Source organism: Herbaspirillum sp. DW155 (assembly GCF_037076565.1).
Lineage (GTDB): Bacteria > Pseudomonadota > Gammaproteobacteria > Burkholderiales > Burkholderiaceae_D > Herbaspirillum.
The window spans coordinates 2,287,077-2,302,373 of the sequence record NZ_AP029028.1 but is presented as its reverse complement, the minus strand read 5'-3'; the positions used below and the strand labels follow the sequence as shown (position 1 = coordinate 2,302,373).

Genomic DNA, 15,297 nt, shown 5'->3' with positions numbered 1-15,297 from the left:
AGTGAAAACGTGGCCTTAGCTGAACAGGCGCAAGGCACGGGTGGAGCCAGCGGGAATCTCGGCCGATTCCATGGCGCTGTAGAACGCGGCCACCTGTTCGGCGATATCGGAAAGCGCTTCGTCGGTCAGCGGCTGGTCGCTGTCATCGACGATGATGCCGCCAAGGCGTGCCGACAACGATTTGGCGCAGGCCACCAGGGCACCATAGCCATCGCGGGACGGGGCCACGCGGGGCACGTCCAGCAAGAGCGTGAGGCGGTCGGTAGTCTCATCGGTCGGGGTGGCGTTGGTGGAGAGTGCGAAGAGGACTTCACCTTCGCCATCCTGCATCACCAGATAGCCTTCGGTGCGGCGGTCGAAGCCCTGGCGCGTCAATGCCGCCAGCAAGGTGGCCAGGCTCCAGGGCGCGCCTTGCGAACGCACATTCACCGACAGCTGCGCATCGTGGTCGATGATGAACTGATGCAGCGCCTGGGCGGTACGGATGACGTCAGGCATGTCCGGCAGCTCCGGCTCGCCCGAGAGTGCATCGGTCAGGTCGCGCAGGCGCATGACCAGTTCCGAATACTCGATCTCGTTGATGGCATTGCTGCGGTTGGCCAGTTGCGCGCCGGCCAGCAAGGCATTGTAGATGCTGCCGTGGGCGATGGCTTCCCAATGGCCCTCGGTGGTGCGGCCGATGAAATGCACCGGCTTGTTGCCGACGTGACGCAGGCCCTGCAGCATCGGCAGCAGTTTCTCGCCGCGCAGCGGGTTGTCCAGGGCGATGGGGATGTTGCAGTCGATCAGCTCGTCGACCGGCAGCTCGCGCTTGGGTGCCAGACGGGCCTGCATCTCGGGGGGCGGCATGAAGGCCGGGGCCGGTGCGATATCGGCCTGCTCCTCGGCACCGGCGATGACCTGGGCCACGGTCGATTGCGGGGCCTGGGCCAGCGCTTCGACCAGCACGGCATCATCAGCGGCGACAGCCGCCGGCGCAGCAGCGCTCACCGCAGGCTCACCCAGGTAGGGCTCGCGCGGCTCGAACTCGGCCTGGTCCTGGTAGGCTTTCACGGGCGCCGGGACCGGCTTGCGTTCAGGCGGATCGTACAAGGAAGGTTCGGCGCGCTCGACGCCCGGGTCCAGCACCGGCTCGGCCATGCGGGGTGCCGCGGCGCTGCGTTCGGCTGCTGGCGGCACGAATGCCGGTTCGGCGGCGGCCGGCTCATCCGGCGACATCAGCACGTCATCATGCGACGAAGAAAAGGCGCGCTCCACCGTCTTGCGCGCTTTGTGTTCCTGCCACTTGTTGTAGGTAATGACCCCGGCGACGAAGATGCCGCCAAGGATGATCAGGCTGGTCTGGAGATCCATCATCATGCTGCACGACCTTTCAGGCTGGCGGGCTGGAGGGCGCCATCAAGGGCAGCGCGTGGCATGGTCGGCTGGGAAAAGCTGCTCATCGAAGAAATCCGAATCCTATCAATCCAAGAATGCCCGGACCGCGCGGGCCGCTCACACGGCCACCCACCGCGCCCGCCGGATCGCCGGCAGGCTCCCGCATCGCCATGATGAGGCCATGCAGGTGAATCGAACGGATCGGGTACGACAAGTGCGCGGTCAAGATATTGTTATTTTTCCATGGCCCGTGGGGGCCGATATCAGTGCGGTTCCAGCTCGGGCTCGCGCCGCTGCGGGCTGGCCGGCAAGGTTTTCAGGGTACGGTCACGCCCCCTGCTTGTCAAGCCGACAAAGCTTCGGGACCGGCCCGCACAAGCCCCGGCAGGCCATCAGGCAGCCTGCTCGGCGCTGGAGAAGTTGGCGGCCGACTCCATGTCCACCGCCACGATGCGTGACACGCCCTGCTCCTGCATGGTCACCCCTATCAGCTGCTGCGCCATTTCCATGGCGATCTTGTTGTGGGAGATGAAGAGGAACTGGGTGTGATCCGACATGCGCTTGACCATGTTGGCGAAGCGTTCGGTGTTGGCATCGTCCAGCGGCGCGTCCACTTCGTCGAGCAGGCAGAACGGCGCCGGGTTCAGCTGGAACATCGAGAACACCAGGGCCGTGGCGGTCAGCGCCTTCTCACCACCGGAGAGCAGGTGAATCGTGGCGTTCTTCTTGCCCGGCGGCTGGGCCATGACCTGCACGCCCGAATCGAGGATCTCGTCGCCGGTCATGATGAGCTTGGCCTGGCCGCCGCCGAAGAGCACCGGGAACAGTTCCGAGAAGTGGTGGTTCACCTTGTCGAAAGTGTCCTGCAGCAGGTCGCGGGTTTCCATGTCGATCTTGTGGATCGCATCCTGCAGCGTGGTGATGGCTTCGTTCAGGTCGGCGTGCTGGGCATCGAGGAAGTGCTTGCGCTCGGAAGCGGTAGCGAGTTCGTCCAGCGCGGCCAGGTTGACCGCGCCCAGTGCCGCGATGGCATTGGTCAGTCGCGTCACTTCGCCTTGCAGGTAGGACGGGCGCATGTCGCTGGTCAGCTTTTCCGACAGGGCCGCCTCGTCGGCCTGGGTCTGGGCCAGCGCTTCGGAGAATTGCTCCTGGTTCAGGCGCGCGGCCTGTTCCTTCAGTTGCAGTTCGGTGATGCGGTCACGCTGCGGCTGCAGGCTGCGCTCGGCCTGCATGCGCGATTCTTCATGTGAACGAAGTTGCTGCGACAGCTGATCCAGTTCGTGGCGGGCGTCTGCCAGCGCACGCTCCTGCTCGCTGCGGCGGTCCAGCAATTCCTGCAGGCCGGCCTGGGCGGCCTGGTCGTCCAGGCTTTCCAGTTCCAGCGAGCCTTGCTGCATGCTGGCGAACAGTTGCGCAGCCTGTTCCAGCGCAGTGGCGATGCCGCGCTTCAATTCCTCGATCTTGTTGCGATGCGACTTCTCGGCGAATTCGGTTTCCTGGGCGGCGCGTTCCAGCTCGCGCAGGCGGGTGCGGGCGTCGTTGAGCTGCTGTTCCTTGTTGAGGTAATCGGTCTGGCCGTTCTCGTGCTGCTCCTGCAGTTCGGCCAGTTCGATGTCCAGCGCCTCGAAGCGAGCCTCGGATTCGGCCTGCACCTGCTGCTGCTCGGCTTCCTGCATCGCGATTTCTTCCAGATCGGTGGCGATCTGGGTGCTGCGCTGGTTGAAGCGCTCCTGCACCTCGGCCAGCTTCATCACCTCGATCTGCAGACTGTGCGCCGACTGTGTGAGCGAATTGACGCGCTGGCGCAGTTCCTGCAGGCGCTGCGAGGCCGCCGACAGGGCCGCCTCGGCGCGCACGGCGCGGCCCTTGGCTTCCTCGGCCAGCATGGCCTGGGCGCGCTGCTGCTTGGTGATGTTCTCGATTTCCTGCTGGCGCGCCAGCATGCCATCCTGCTCCGAATCGGAGGCGTAGAACCGCACGCTGGCATTGCTCACCACGTGGCCCTGACGGGTCACGAAGAGGCCGCCCAATGGCAGCTTGGAGCGCTCGGCAAAGGCGCTGGCGGTGTCGTCGGCGATGTAGATGTGGTTGAGCCAGTCGTTCATCAGGGCACGCAGGCCCGGATCGTTCAGCTGCAGCAGCGTCACGAAGGGCTTCAGGCCAGCCACCGGCTGGGCGTCGGGCTGGGCCAGGCCGGCGTTGGGGGCGTACAGCGCCAGCTTGGCCGGCGGGGCATCGCTGAAGAAAGCCTTGGCCCAGTCCAGGTTGGACATTTCCAGTGCCGACATGCGCTCGCGCAGCACCGCTTCCAGCGCGGTTTCCCAGCCGGATTCGATGTGCAGCTTCTGCCACAGGCGCGGCAGCTCGGCCAGGCCGTGCTTTTCCAGCCAGGGTTGCACCTTGCCCTGGGCCTGCACGCTTTCCTGCAATTGCTTCAGGGCGGTGAGGCGGGCTTCCAGCTGGGCATTGGCCGAGGTTTCCTTGCTGACCAGTTCCTGGGCGGCGCGGCGCTCTTCTTCCAGGCGCGGCAACTGCTCCTGCGCTTCTTCCAGATACATGTTGGCCTCTTCCAGCGAGGCCTGCTTTTCTTCCAGCTGCATGCGCAGGTTGGAGAGATGCGTCTCGTCGGGCAGGGCCATGCCGTTCTTTTCCTGCATCAGGCGTTCGCGGCGCGCGGCCAGGCCCGAGAGGATGTTGGAGGCATTGCGCTGGTGCGTGGACTGCAGTTCGATCTGCTGCTGCACCTGCATGATCTTGCCGCGCGACTCGGTGGTCTTGACCTGCGCTTCGCGCCAGGCCGATTCCAGCGACGGCAGGCGGTCGCTGGTGTCCTGCACGGCGTGCTGGGCCTGCTCCACGCGCATGCCGAATTCTTCCAGCTGGATTTCGGCCTCGGCCAGTTCTTCCTGCTGCTGCGTGCCCTGGCGCTGCCACTGGTCGCGCTGGGCGCCCAGCGAGTTCAACTGGGCTTGCAGACGATTGCGCGATTCGATGACGAACTTGATCTGCGCTTCCAGGCTGCCGATCTCGGAATTGGTCTGGTACAGGTGGCCCTGCGCCTGGTGCAGGCGGTCGCCGGCGGCGTAGTGCGCCTGGCGCATGTGTTCCAGCTCGGTTTCGACGTGGCGCAGCTTGGCGGTCTGCTCCTCCAGGTCGATCTGGGCGCGTTCGATTTCCTTGAAGAAGCGCTCCTGCTCGGCGCGGGCTTCATTCTTGCGCAGCAGCCAGAGCAGTTTCTGCTTTTCTTCCTGATCGTTCTGCAGCTCGTGGAATTTCTTGGCCACGGCCGCTTGCGCTTCCAGCTTTTCCAGGTTGGCGTTGAGTTCGCGCAGGATGTCTTCCAGGCGCGTGAGGTTTTCGGTGGTGTCGTGCAGCCGGTTCTCGGTCTCGCGGCGGCGTTCCTTGTACTTCGATACGCCTGCGGCTTCTTCCAGGAAGATGCGCAGCTCTTCAGGACGCGCCTCGATGATGCGCGAGATCATGCCCTGGCCGATGATGGCGTAGGCGCGCGGGCCCAGGCCGGTGCCCAGGAAGATGTCCTGGATGTCGCGGCGGCGTACCGACTGGTTGTTGATGTAGTAGGAAGACGTGCCGTCGCGGGTGAGCGTGCGCTTGACGGCGATTTCGGCATACTGACCCCACTGGCCGGCCGCCTTGCCGGCCGAGTTGTCGAACACCAGTTCGACCGAGGCGCGACCGGCCGGCTTGCGATGGGTGGAGCCGTTGAAGATGACGTCCTGCATCGACTCGCCGCGCAGCTCGGAGGCCTTGGATTCGCCCAGGACCCAGCGCACGGCATCGATGATGTTGGATTTGCCGCAGCCATTGGGCCCGACCACACCCACCAGCTGCCCCGGAACCTGGAAATGCGTAGGCTCGACGAAGGACTTGAATCCAGATAATTTGATGGAAGTTAGACGCACGTTATCGACAAATTGAAACAGTTGGGAGGAAGCGGGATTTTTGCTTCCGGAACGGCCGGTATCATAACATCGCCCGGCCCCGGCAAGGCCAAAAAGGGCGCGGGATCGCCTCTGGCCGCCCTTGGGCCGGTGTTCTGCCCGCTCATGAAAAACGCCGCACCGGCAACACCCGGTACGGCGTCCATTGCTTCATATCAGAGGCGTTGGATCAGAAGGTTTCCCAATCCCCATCATCGTTTGCGGGCGATGGCCTGCCCGCAGAAGCCGGTTTGGCGGGGGCTGCAGGCTTGCCCGGTGGCGGCAGCGGCGCCTCAGCACGGGCCGGGAGCTTGGCAGCGGGCTTCGGGACGGGCTTGGGTGCAGCCGTTGGCCTGGCAACCACCGGCGCCACCTTGGGGGTGGCCGCTGCTTGCTTGGGTGCAGCCGCATCCTCCTCGCCTTCGACCCGGAAGGTCGCCACGGCCGCCTTGAGGCGCCGCGCCTGCTCTTCCAGGGAACCGGCCGCAGCGGCCGCTTCTTCCACCAGAGCGGCATTCTGCTGGGTCACCTGATCCATTTCTCCGATAGCCAGGTTGACCTGTTCGATGCCACGGCGCTGTTCTTCGGAGGCCGCGGAGATTTCGCTGACGATATCGGTCAGGCGGTGTACTGCCGCGACCACTTCGCCCATGGTTTGCCCGGCGCGCGCCACCTGATCCGAACCATCGCCCACGCGCTGCACCGAATCCTCGATCAGGGCCTTGATCTCCTTGGCGGCCTGGGCGCTGCGTTGGGCCAGCGAACGTACTTCCGAGGCCACCACCGCAAAGCCGCGCCCCTGCTCACCGGCACGGGCCGCTTCCACTGCCGCATTCAAGGCCAGGATATTGGTCTGGAAGGCGATGCCATCAATCACGCCGATGATGTCGGAAATCTTGCGCGAACTTTCCGTGATGCCTTCCATCGTCTGCACCACCTGCCCCACCACCTCGCCGCCACGCCGGGCGATGTCCGAGGCGTTGTTGGCCAGCTGGCCGGCCTGGCGGGCGTTGTCGGCGTTTTGCTTGACGGTGGCCGTCAGCGTATCCATGTTGGAGGCCGTAGTCGCCAGCGAACCGGCCTGCTCTTCCGTACGGGAGGACAAGTCGAGGTTGCCCGCCGCGATCTCGCGCGCGCCGATGTCGATGGCGTCGGTGCCCTGGCGGATACCCTTGATGACGCCGGCCAGCCGCTCCCGCATGCTGGCCATCTCGAAGAGGAGGCTGCGCTTGTCACCGGCACGGGTATCGACCCGCACCGTGAGGTCGCCGCTGGCGATGCGCGTGGCGATGGCCACCGCATAGGCCGGCTCGCCGCCGAGGCTACCGGTGATACGGCGGATGATGGCCAGCATCATCACCGATACCAGCACGCCCACGACCACCAGAATCCCGATGAGCCGCAACACGTCTGAGCGGAACTGGGCCTGCACGTCGGAGAGGAACACGCCCGTGACGATGAACCAGTCCCAGGTCTTGTTGTGCACCACGTAGCTCATCTTGGGGGTGCGGTTGCTGTCGTCGGTACCGGGCAGGCGGCCCATGTATTGCACGAAGCCCTGCCCCTTTTCCTGCCCGATCTTCATCATCTCGACGTAATACGGCTTGCCCTCCGAGTCCTTGCGGTCGGCCACGTTCTTGCCCACCATGGTCTTGTTGGAGGGCAGCATCAGCACCACCGGACGAGCATCGAAGATGAACAGGTAGTTGTCGCCGTCATAGCGCATGGCGGCGATGCGTTCCAGAGCGTTCTTCTGGGCCTCTTCCTTGGACACCTTGCCGGCCGCGACATCGGCCGCGTAACTGTTGACCACGCCATTGGCGGCTTCCACCACGCGGCGCAGGCCATCCTTGCGTTCATCCATCATGTTTTCGCGGGCGCTGTAGGCCGACCAGGCGGCCAGCGCCAGCAATCCTACCCACATCACGACCAGCGCAGACAGTAACTGCGCTTTGAGGCTTTTCATTCTTGTGCTCCGGGAATTTGTGGGCGCACCTTGTGAGCACGCCCGTTTTTGGCGAGCGACCACTTTACTCTCCGACCTTCCCTGACAATCCGCTGAACAGATCGCTTACCTGGCCCTGATTTTCCGGATTGCCATTTTTCTTTGCCAGCGCACGGGAGATGAACGGATGCGCACGCAAAACCACCCGAGCCGCTTTTTGCTCCTTTCTTGCTCCTTTCTTGCTCCTTTCTTGCTCCTTTCTTGCTCGTTTCTTGCTCGTTTCTGGCTTCACAGGCATGCCGTCAGGTCAACATTGCGCCCAACCGCAAGCACGGCAATGCCTGCAAATGACGGTATAATCGCAAGCTTTCCCAGTCCTTTGCCGTGGCCGCCCAAGTTCGCTGACGCCTCTGCGAGCCTGCCGACCCGGGAAGCCTTACTCCAGTCCAGCGACGTGAATCCCCTACTCGACAAACTGCAGCCCTATCCCTTCGAAAAGCTCAAGAAGCTCTTCGCCGGCATCACGCCCGACCCGGCTTACCGCCCGATCAGCCTGGGCATAGGCGAGCCCAAGCATCCCACGCCCGCCTTCATCCAGCAGGCGCTGACGGACAACCTGTCCGGCCTGGCCTCGTATCCGGCCACCCTGGGCAGCGACGCCCTGCGCGGCGCGATTGCCGACTGGCTGCAAAAACGTTACGACATCCCGCGCCCTGACCCGGCCACCGAGATCCTGCCGGTAATCGGTTCGCGCGAGGCGCTGTTCTCGCTGACCCAGACCGTGGTCGATCCGACCCGGCCGGGCGCACTGGTGATGTGCCCCAACCCGTTCTACCAGATCTACGAAGGCTCGGCCTATCTCGCCGGCGCCGAGCCCTACTTCGTCAATTCGGACCCGGCGCGCAACTTTGCGCCGGACTTCAGCCAGGTGCCGCAGGATGTGTGGGAACGCGTGCAACTGCTGTTCGTCTGCTCGCCCGGCAACCCCACCGGTGCCGTGCTGACGCTGGAGGACTGGAAGGAACTGTTCGCCCTGTCGGACCGCTATGGCTTCGTGATCGCCTCCGACGAGTGCTATTCCGAGATCTACTTCAAGCAGGACCCGCCGCTGGGGGGCATGCAGGCCGCGCGCCTCCTGGGCCGCGACTATCGCAATCTGGTGTCTTTCTCCAGCCTGTCCAAGCGCTCCAACGTGCCAGGCATGCGTTCGGGCTTCGTGGCCGGCGACGCCGCCATCCTGAAGAAATTCCTGCTCTACCGCACCTATCACGGCGCGGCCATGAGCCCGGTGATCCAGGCCGCGTCGGTACTGGCCTGGCAGGACGAGACCCATGTCCAGGACAACATCGCCAAGTATGTCACCAAGTTTTCGCAGGTCACGCCGCTGCTGCAGGAAGTGATGGAGGTCGCATTGCCCGATGCCGCCTTCTACCTGTGGGCCAAGGTCGACAAGCTGGTCGATATCAGCGATACCGAATTCGCCCGCCGTCTCTACGCCGAATATAATGTCACGGTGCTGCCCGGCAGCTACCTGGCGCGCGAGGCGCATGGCGTCAATCCGGGCGCCGGCCGCATCCGCATGGCGCTGGTGGCCGAAGTCGAAGAATGCCTGGAAGCGGCGCAACGCATCGTCGCCTTCACCAGGAAACTGGCCGGCCAGGCATAAGCCCGGCGCAAGAAGCCAGATTCACTCCCCTTTCACCCAACCGTTCATAGATATCAACATGACACAGTCCATTCAGCAAATCATCGATCAGGCGTGGGAAGACCGCGCCAGCCTGTCCCCCAAGAGCGCTCCGGCCGACATCCGCAATGCGGTGGCCGAAGTGATCGCAGGCCTGAACGATGGCACCCTGCGCGTCGCCAACCGTCAAGGCGTCGGCCAGTGGGAAGTCAACCAATGGGTGAAGAAAGCCATCCTGCTGTCCTTCCGCCTGGAAGACAACGTGCCGATGTCGGCCGGCACCGGCTATCCGCAGTTCTACGACAAGGTGCCCACCAAGTTCGCCAACTACACCGCTGAAGATTTCGCCAAGGGTGGCTTCCGCGTGGTGCCGCCGGCAGTGGCCCGTCACGGTTCCTTCATCGGCCGCAACGTGGTGCTGATGCCTTCCTACGTCAACATCGGCGCCTATGTCGATGAAGGCACGATGGTCGACACCTGGGCTACCGTCGGCTCGGCTGCCCAGATCGGCAAGAATGTTCACTTGTCCGGCGGTGTCGGCATCGGCGGCGTGCTCGAGCCGGTGCAGGCCGGCCCCGTCATCATCGAAGACAATTGCTTCATCGGCGCCCGTTCCGAAGTGGTCGAAGGCGTCATCATCGAAGAAAACTCGGTGCTGTCCATGGGCGTCTACATCGGCCAGTCGACCAAGATCTACGACCGCGAAACCGGCGAAGTCCACTACGGCCGCGTGCCGGCGGGCTCGGTGGTGGTGCCGGGCAACCTGCCCTCCAAGGATGGCAAGTACAGCCTGTACGCTGCGATCATCGTCAAGAAGGTCGATGCTCAGACCCGCTCCAAGACTTCCATCAACGAACTGCTGCGCGGCGAGTAATCCCGCAGCAGCGGCTTGCCTGAAGTCCTGAAGCACCCACGCGCCGCGCCGGTCGTCCTGTCCGGCGCGGCGTCGTGTTCTAGTGGCCCCGATTGCGAGAACGAGCATGAGCGACAAGATCACCCTCTATGGCATCCCCAATTGCGATACCGTCAAGAAAGCCCGTGTGTGGCTCGACGAGCACGGGATCACCTTTCACTTCCACGATTTCAAGAAGGCCGGCCTCACCGCCGAACAGGTGCAAGCCTGGCTGAAGGACGTGGAGCGCGACGTACTGGTCAACCGCAAGGGGACCACCTGGCGCGCCCTGCCGGACGAACGCAAGGCGGCCATCACCGATGACGCCGCCGCCGTCGCCCTGATGGTGGAAAACCCCTCGGTGGTGAAGCGGCCGGTGCTCTTCGATGGCAAGCAGTATCACGTCGGCTTCAAGGCCGATCAGTATCAACACATTTTCGAGAAATGATCATGAGCAAGACGCTGGCCCTGACCCAGGAATTGATGTCCCTTTCTTCCGTCACCCCCGAAGACAAAGGCTGCCAGGCCAGGCTGGCGGAATTGCTCACGCCGCTGGGCTTCGTTTGCGAGACCATCCAGTCGGGCGACGTCACCAACCTGTGGGCGCGCAAGGGAACGGCCCAGCCGCTGGTGGTCTTTGCCGGCCATACCGACGTGGTGCCGACCGGTCCGCTGGAAAAATGGCAGTCGCATCCCTTCCAGCCGACCCTGCGCGACGGCCGCCTGTATGGCCGTGGCGCCTCCGACATGAAGACCTCGATTGCCGCCATGGTGGTGGCTTGCGAAGAGTTCACGGCGGCCCATCCGGACCACAGGGGTTCGATTGGTTTCCTCATCACCAGCGATGAAGAAGGTCCAGCCACCGATGGCACGGTCGTCGTCTGCAATGCCCTCAAGGCGCGTGGCGAACAACTGGATTACTGTATCGTCGGCGAACCGACCTCGGCCAAGACCCTGGGCGACATGATCAAGAACGGCCGCCGCGGCACCATGTCGGGCAAGCTGACCGTCAAGGGCATCCAGGGCCATATCGCCTATCCGCAGCTGGCGCGCAACCCCATCCACCAGGCCGCACCGGCACTGGCGGAGCTGGTGGCCGAACAGTGGGACGCGGGCAATGAATACTATCTGCCGACTTCCTGGCAGATCTCCAATATCCACGGCGGCACAGGTGCCTCCAACGTGATTCCGGGCGAAGTGGTAATCGACTTCAACTTCCGCTTCTCCACCGCCAGCACCGTGGAAGGTCTGCAGCAGCGCGTGCATGCCATCCTCGACAAGCACGGCCTGGAATACGAGCTGAAGTGGACCGTCGGCGGCCTGCCCTTCCTGACCCCGCGCGGCGATCTCTCGGATGCGCTGTCCAGGGCGATCAAGGACGAGACCGGACTCGACACCGAACTGTCGACCACCGGCGGCACCTCCGACGGCCGCTTCATCGCCCAGATCTGCCCGCAGGTGATTGAGTTCGGTCCGCCCAATGACAGCATCCACAAGATCGATGAGCACATCGAAGTGCGCTATATCGATCCGCTCAAGAACATCTACCGCAAGACGCTGGAAAACCTGCTCGCCTGAGCGGGCAGCCTTGCATTGAAGAGAACCTCATGACCCCCAACAATTTCTCCACCGTGCGCGACCTGCTGCGCTACGCCGTGACCCGCTTCAACACTGAACAACTGTTCTTCGGCCACGGCAGCAGTAATGCGCTCGATGAAGCGGCCTACCTGATCCTGCATACCCTGAAGCTGCCGCTGGACCAGCTCGATCCCTTCCTCGATGCGCGTCTGCTGCCCGAGGAAATCGCCTCCGTCATGCGCGTCATCGAACGCCGCAGCAAGGACCGCGTGCCGGCCGCCTACATCACCAACGAAGCCTGGCTGGGCGCCTATCGCTTCTACGTCGATGAACGCGTGATCGTGCCGCGTTCCTTCATCGCCGAACTGATTCCGCAGCATTTCTCGCCCTGGATCCAGGAGCCGGACGCCATCGAAAATGCGCTGGACCTGTGCACCGGTTCCGCCTGCCTGCCCATCCTGCTGGCCGATGCCTTCCCGAATGCGCAGATCGATGCCGTCGACATCTCCGCCGATGCCCTGGCCGTGGCGCGCAAGAACGTGGACGACTACCAGCTGCAGGACCGCATCAACCTGGTCGAGTCCGATCTGTACACCCAGCTGCCGCTGCGCAAGTACGATCTGATCATCAGCAATCCACCGTATGTGAATTCCGGTTCCATGAGCAAGCTGCCCCAGGAATACCTGCGCGAGCCGCAACTGGCGCTGGCCGGTGGCGAGGATGGCATGGACCTGGTGCGCAAGATCGTGGCTGGCGCCGCCGAGCGCTTGACGCCCGAGGGTGTGCTGGTGGTCGAGATCGGCAATGAGCGCGCCTTCGCCGAAGCGGCCTTCCCGGAATTGGAACTGACCTGGCTGACCACCAGCGCCGGTGACGACATGGTGTTCCTGGTCACGGCCGAACAACTGCAACTGGCCTGAGCCTGAGCGCCCCTTTGAGTCTGAATCACCGATGATCCGTTTCCAGCAAGTTTCCCTCCAGCGCGGCGTCAAGCCGCTGTTGGAGAATGTCGACCTGACGCTCAACCCGGGCGACAAGATCGGCCTGATCGGCGCCAATGGCGCCGGCAAGTCCAGCCTGTTCGCCATGCTGCGTGGCGAGCTGCATGCCGACCAGGGCAACATCGATTACCCGGCGCGCTGGCGCATGGCCTACGTGGCGCAGGAAACCCCGGCGCTGGATCGTCCGGCCATCGAATACGCCATCGATGGCGACGCCCATCTGCGCCAGCTGCAAGCCGAACTGGCCCGCGCTGAAGCCCAGCCGGACGACCAGCACGACGGCAATCACATCGCCGAGCTGCATACCGCCCTGGCCGATGCCGATGCCTATACCGTGCGCTCGCGCGCCGAGCAGTTGCTGCTGGGCCTGGGGTTTTCGCTGGAACAGATGGAGCGGCCGGTGGCCAGCTTCTCCGGCGGCTGGCGCATGCGCCTGAACCTGGCGCAGGCGCTGATGTGCCCGTCCGACCTGCTGCTGCTGGACGAACCGACCAACCACCTGGACCTGGATGCCATCATCTGGCTGGAAGACTGGTTGAAGCGTTACGAGGGCACCCTGCTCATCATTTCACACGACCGCGATTTCCTGGATGGCGTGGTGAACGTGATCGTTCATATCGATGATCGCAAACTGAAGCGTTATTCCGGCAACTACAGCGCGTTCGAGCGCCAGCGCTCGGCCCAGCTGGAGCTGATGGCGGGCATGATCGAGAAGCAGCAGCGCCAGCGCGCGCATCTGCAATCCTTCATCGACCGCTTCAAGGCCAAGGCGACCAAGGCGCGCCAGGCGCAGAGCCGTATGAAGGCTTTGTCCAAGATGGAAGAGCTCGCACCGCTGCGGGCGGCCGCCGAGTTCTCGTTCGAATTCCGCGAGCCCTTGTCCGCGCCCAATCCGCTGCTGGTGATGGAAAAGGTCAACGCCGGCTATCACATCGAGGGCAAGAACGGCGCGCCGGATGAAGACAAGATCATCGTGCATGGCATCGATTTTTCGCTCCAGAATGGGCAGCGCATTGGCCTGTTGGGTGTCAACGGCGCGGGCAAGTCCACCCTCATCAAGACCGTGGCGGGCGAGATCGATCCGCTCTCCGGTACCGCGCGCCTGGGCAAGGGGCTGGTGATCGGCTACTTCGCCCAGCACCAGGTGGAGATGCTGCGCCATGACGAATCACCGCTGTGGCACCTGATGCGGCTGGCACCCGACGTGCGTGAACAAGAGTTGCGCAATTTTCTGGGCAGCTTCAACTTCAACGGCACCATGGCGACCTCCTCCATCGCCCCCTTCTCGGGCGGTGAAAAGGCACGCCTGGCGCTCGCCCTCATCGTCTGGCAGCGCCCCAACCTGCTGCTGCTGGATGAACCGACCAACCACCTGGATCTGGAAACCCGCGAAGCGCTGACCATGGCGCTGGCGCAGTTCGAAGGCACGCTGGTGCTGGTCTCCCACGATCGCCACCTGCTGCGCGCCACCACCGACCAGTTCCTCATCGTGGCCGAAGGCAAGCTGCAACCCTTCGATGGCGACCTGGACGATTACAAGGACTGGCTCTTCAAGACCAAGCTGGCGGCCCGCAATGACGCCGCAGCCGCCGCGCCGCTGCCGACGGCCAGCCAGCCGATGGAAATCGCGCCCGCGTCTCTGGTGGACCGCAAAGAACAGAAGCGGCTGGAAGCCGAGCAGCGCCAGAAGATGTCGGCCCTGAAGAAACCCATCGAGGCCCGCATCAAGCGACTCGATGAGCAGATCGCCAAGCTCAACGTCCGCAAGGCCGAGATCGATGCGCGCCTGGCCAGCCCCGACATCTACGACGCCGCCAACAAGGAAGAACTGAAGACGCTCATCACCGACCAGGCCTACTGCAGCAAGGAACTGGAACAACTGGAAAACGAATGGCTGGAGCAGCAGGAAGCGCTGGAGCAATTGCAGGCCTGAAGCGCGCGGAACCGGGGGGTGGCATAAGCTTTCTACATCATTGTCTTAAGCCAGCCCTTGCAGTTGGGCAAAACGAAGGCATCATTGCGCCCTGGCCACACTTTTTGTGGCGAAAGTTTTTATAAGGACATCGACATATGAACAAGAACATCAAGCAATGGCTGCTGGCCGGTGTCGGCGCGGCACTGCTGGCTTCCTCCCTGAGTGTCTCGGCTGCCGACCTGCTGCAATCGGTCAAGAGCAGCGGCACCCTGAAGGTAGCGCTGGAAGGCAACTATCCTCCGTTCAACTTCAAGGATGCCAAGACGGGCGAGCTGACCGGTTTCGAAGTCGACGTGGCCAAGCTGCTGGCAGCCAAGCTGGGCGTGAAGCCCGTGTTCACCACCACCGAGTGGAGCGGCATCCTGGCCGGCCTGGGGGCTGGCAAGTATGACGTCATCATCAACCAGGTCGGCATCACCGACGAGCGCCAGAAGGCCTTCGATTTCTCCGAGCCGTACACCCTCTCCAGTGCCCAGCTGATCGTGCGCAAGGATGAGAAGCGCGAGTTCAAGAGCCTGGACGACCTCAAGGGCAAGAAGCTCGGCCTGGGCCAGGGCACCAACTTCGAACAGAAGGCCAAGGCCGTGCCGGGCATCGACGTGCGCACCTATCCGGGTTCGCCCGAGTACCTGGCGGACCTGGCGGCTGGTCGCATCGACGCTGCCCTCAACGACAGCCTGCTGGTGGGCTACATCCTCAAGTCGACCAACCTGCCCCTGAAGGCTGGTAGCCCCATCGGCACCGTCGACAAGATCGGCATCCCCTTCCGCAAGGGCAACCCCGAGTTCAAGGCCGCGCTGAACAAGGCCCTGGCCGACATCAAGGCCGATGGCAGCCTCAAGGCCGCTTCCGAGAAGTGGTTCGGTATTGACGTGAGCCAGCCGCCGAAAGCACAATAAGCCGC

11 protein-coding genes are annotated in these 15,297 nt (G+C 63.6%); 7 read left to right on the top strand and 4 right to left on the bottom strand.

The genetic code is table 11. The features are described from left to right. Nucleotides 1–15: 15 nt before the first annotated feature. From AACH55_RS10625 to AACH55_RS10610, 4 genes are all read right to left on the bottom strand, one after another. Nucleotides 16–1,359 carry a cell division protein ZipA C-terminal FtsZ-binding domain-containing protein gene (locus AACH55_RS10625; protein WP_338719435.1) on the bottom strand — a complete coding sequence of 448 codons (1,344 nt, stop codon included), beginning with the start codon at nucleotides 1,357–1,359 and terminating at the stop codon, nucleotides 16–18. A gap of 410 nt (nucleotides 1,360–1,769) precedes the next feature. Beyond that, nucleotides 1,770–5,300: a chromosome segregation protein SMC gene (smc, locus tag AACH55_RS10620; protein ID WP_338719433.1), complete on the bottom strand. Its 3,531-nt coding sequence runs from the start codon at nucleotides 5,298–5,300 to the stop codon at nucleotides 1,770–1,772. 208 nt (nucleotides 5,301–5,508) lie between these two features. Beyond that, nucleotides 5,509–7,284 carry a methyl-accepting chemotaxis protein gene (locus AACH55_RS10615; protein ID WP_338719431.1) on the bottom strand — a complete coding sequence of 592 codons (1,776 nt, stop codon included), beginning with the start codon at nucleotides 7,282–7,284 and terminating at the stop codon, nucleotides 5,509–5,511. Nucleotides 7,285–7,348: 64 nt separating this feature from the next. Then, nucleotides 7,349–7,561: a hypothetical protein gene (locus tag AACH55_RS10610; RefSeq protein WP_338719429.1), complete on the bottom strand. Its 213-nt coding sequence runs from the start codon at nucleotides 7,559–7,561 to the stop codon at nucleotides 7,349–7,351. Nucleotides 7,562–7,717: 156 nt separating this feature from the next. On the opposite strand from AACH55_RS10610, the gene dapC reads away from it, so the two are divergent. The 7 genes from dapC (at nucleotide 7,718) to AACH55_RS10575 (ending at nucleotide 15,292) form a co-directional block, all read left to right on the top strand. Beyond that, nucleotides 7,718–8,929 carry a succinyldiaminopimelate transaminase gene (gene dapC / locus AACH55_RS10605; protein WP_338719427.1) on the top strand — a complete coding sequence of 404 codons (1,212 nt, stop codon included), beginning with the start codon at nucleotides 7,718–7,720 and terminating at the stop codon, nucleotides 8,927–8,929. 58 nt (nucleotides 8,930–8,987) lie between these two features. Then, nucleotides 8,988–9,821 carry a 2,3,4,5-tetrahydropyridine-2,6-dicarboxylate N-succinyltransferase gene (gene dapD / locus AACH55_RS10600; protein WP_006462557.1) on the top strand — a complete coding sequence of 278 codons (834 nt, stop codon included), beginning with the start codon at nucleotides 8,988–8,990 and terminating at the stop codon, nucleotides 9,819–9,821. Nucleotides 9,822–9,927: 106 nt separating this feature from the next. Then, nucleotides 9,928–10,287 carry an ArsC family reductase gene (locus tag AACH55_RS10595; RefSeq protein ID WP_338719421.1) on the top strand — a complete coding sequence of 120 codons (360 nt, stop codon included), beginning with the start codon at nucleotides 9,928–9,930 and terminating at the stop codon, nucleotides 10,285–10,287. Nucleotides 10,288–10,289: 2 nt separating this feature from the next. Continuing rightward, entirely contained in the window at nucleotides 10,290–11,417 is a 1,128-nt protein-coding gene (gene dapE, locus AACH55_RS10590; RefSeq protein ID WP_338719419.1) for a succinyl-diaminopimelate desuccinylase, read from the top strand. Between the two features lie 29 nt (nucleotides 11,418–11,446). Further along, entirely contained in the window at nucleotides 11,447–12,337 is an 891-nt protein-coding gene (prmB, locus tag AACH55_RS10585; protein WP_338719417.1) for a 50S ribosomal protein L3 N(5)-glutamine methyltransferase, read from the top strand. Nucleotides 12,338–12,368: 31 nt separating this feature from the next. Then, nucleotides 12,369–14,351, top strand: coding sequence for an ATP-binding cassette domain-containing protein (locus AACH55_RS10580; protein WP_338719415.1), 1,983 nt, complete (start codon nucleotides 12,369–12,371; stop codon nucleotides 14,349–14,351). Between the two features lie 137 nt (nucleotides 14,352–14,488). Then, entirely contained in the window at nucleotides 14,489–15,292 is an 804-nt protein-coding gene (locus tag AACH55_RS10575; RefSeq protein WP_338719413.1) for a cystine ABC transporter substrate-binding protein, read from the top strand. Nucleotides 15,293–15,297: the final 5 nt, after the last annotated feature.

Coding starts and splice junctions, on each gene's coding strand:
- AACH55_RS10625 (WP_338719435.1), bottom strand. CDS start 1,359: ATGATGATGGATCTCCAGACCAGCCTGATCATCCTTGGCGGCATCTTC.
- AACH55_RS10615 (WP_338719431.1), bottom strand. CDS start 7,284: ATGAAAAGCCTCAAAGCGCAGTTACTGTCTGCGCTGGTCGTGATGTGG.
- AACH55_RS10610 (WP_338719429.1), bottom strand. CDS start 7,561: ATGCCTGTGAAGCCAGAAACGAGCAAGAAACGAGCAAGAAAGGAGCAA.
- dapD (WP_006462557.1), top strand. CDS start 8,988: ATGACACAGTCCATTCAGCAAATCATCGATCAGGCGTGGGAAGACCGC.
- AACH55_RS10595 (WP_338719421.1), top strand. CDS start 9,928: ATGAGCGACAAGATCACCCTCTATGGCATCCCCAATTGCGATACCGTC.
- dapE (WP_338719419.1), top strand. CDS start 10,290: ATGAGCAAGACGCTGGCCCTGACCCAGGAATTGATGTCCCTTTCTTCC.
- prmB (WP_338719417.1), top strand. CDS start 11,447: ATGACCCCCAACAATTTCTCCACCGTGCGCGACCTGCTGCGCTACGCC.
- AACH55_RS10580 (WP_338719415.1), top strand. CDS start 12,369: ATGATCCGTTTCCAGCAAGTTTCCCTCCAGCGCGGCGTCAAGCCGCTG.
- AACH55_RS10575 (WP_338719413.1), top strand. CDS start 14,489: ATGAACAAGAACATCAAGCAATGGCTGCTGGCCGGTGTCGGCGCGGCA.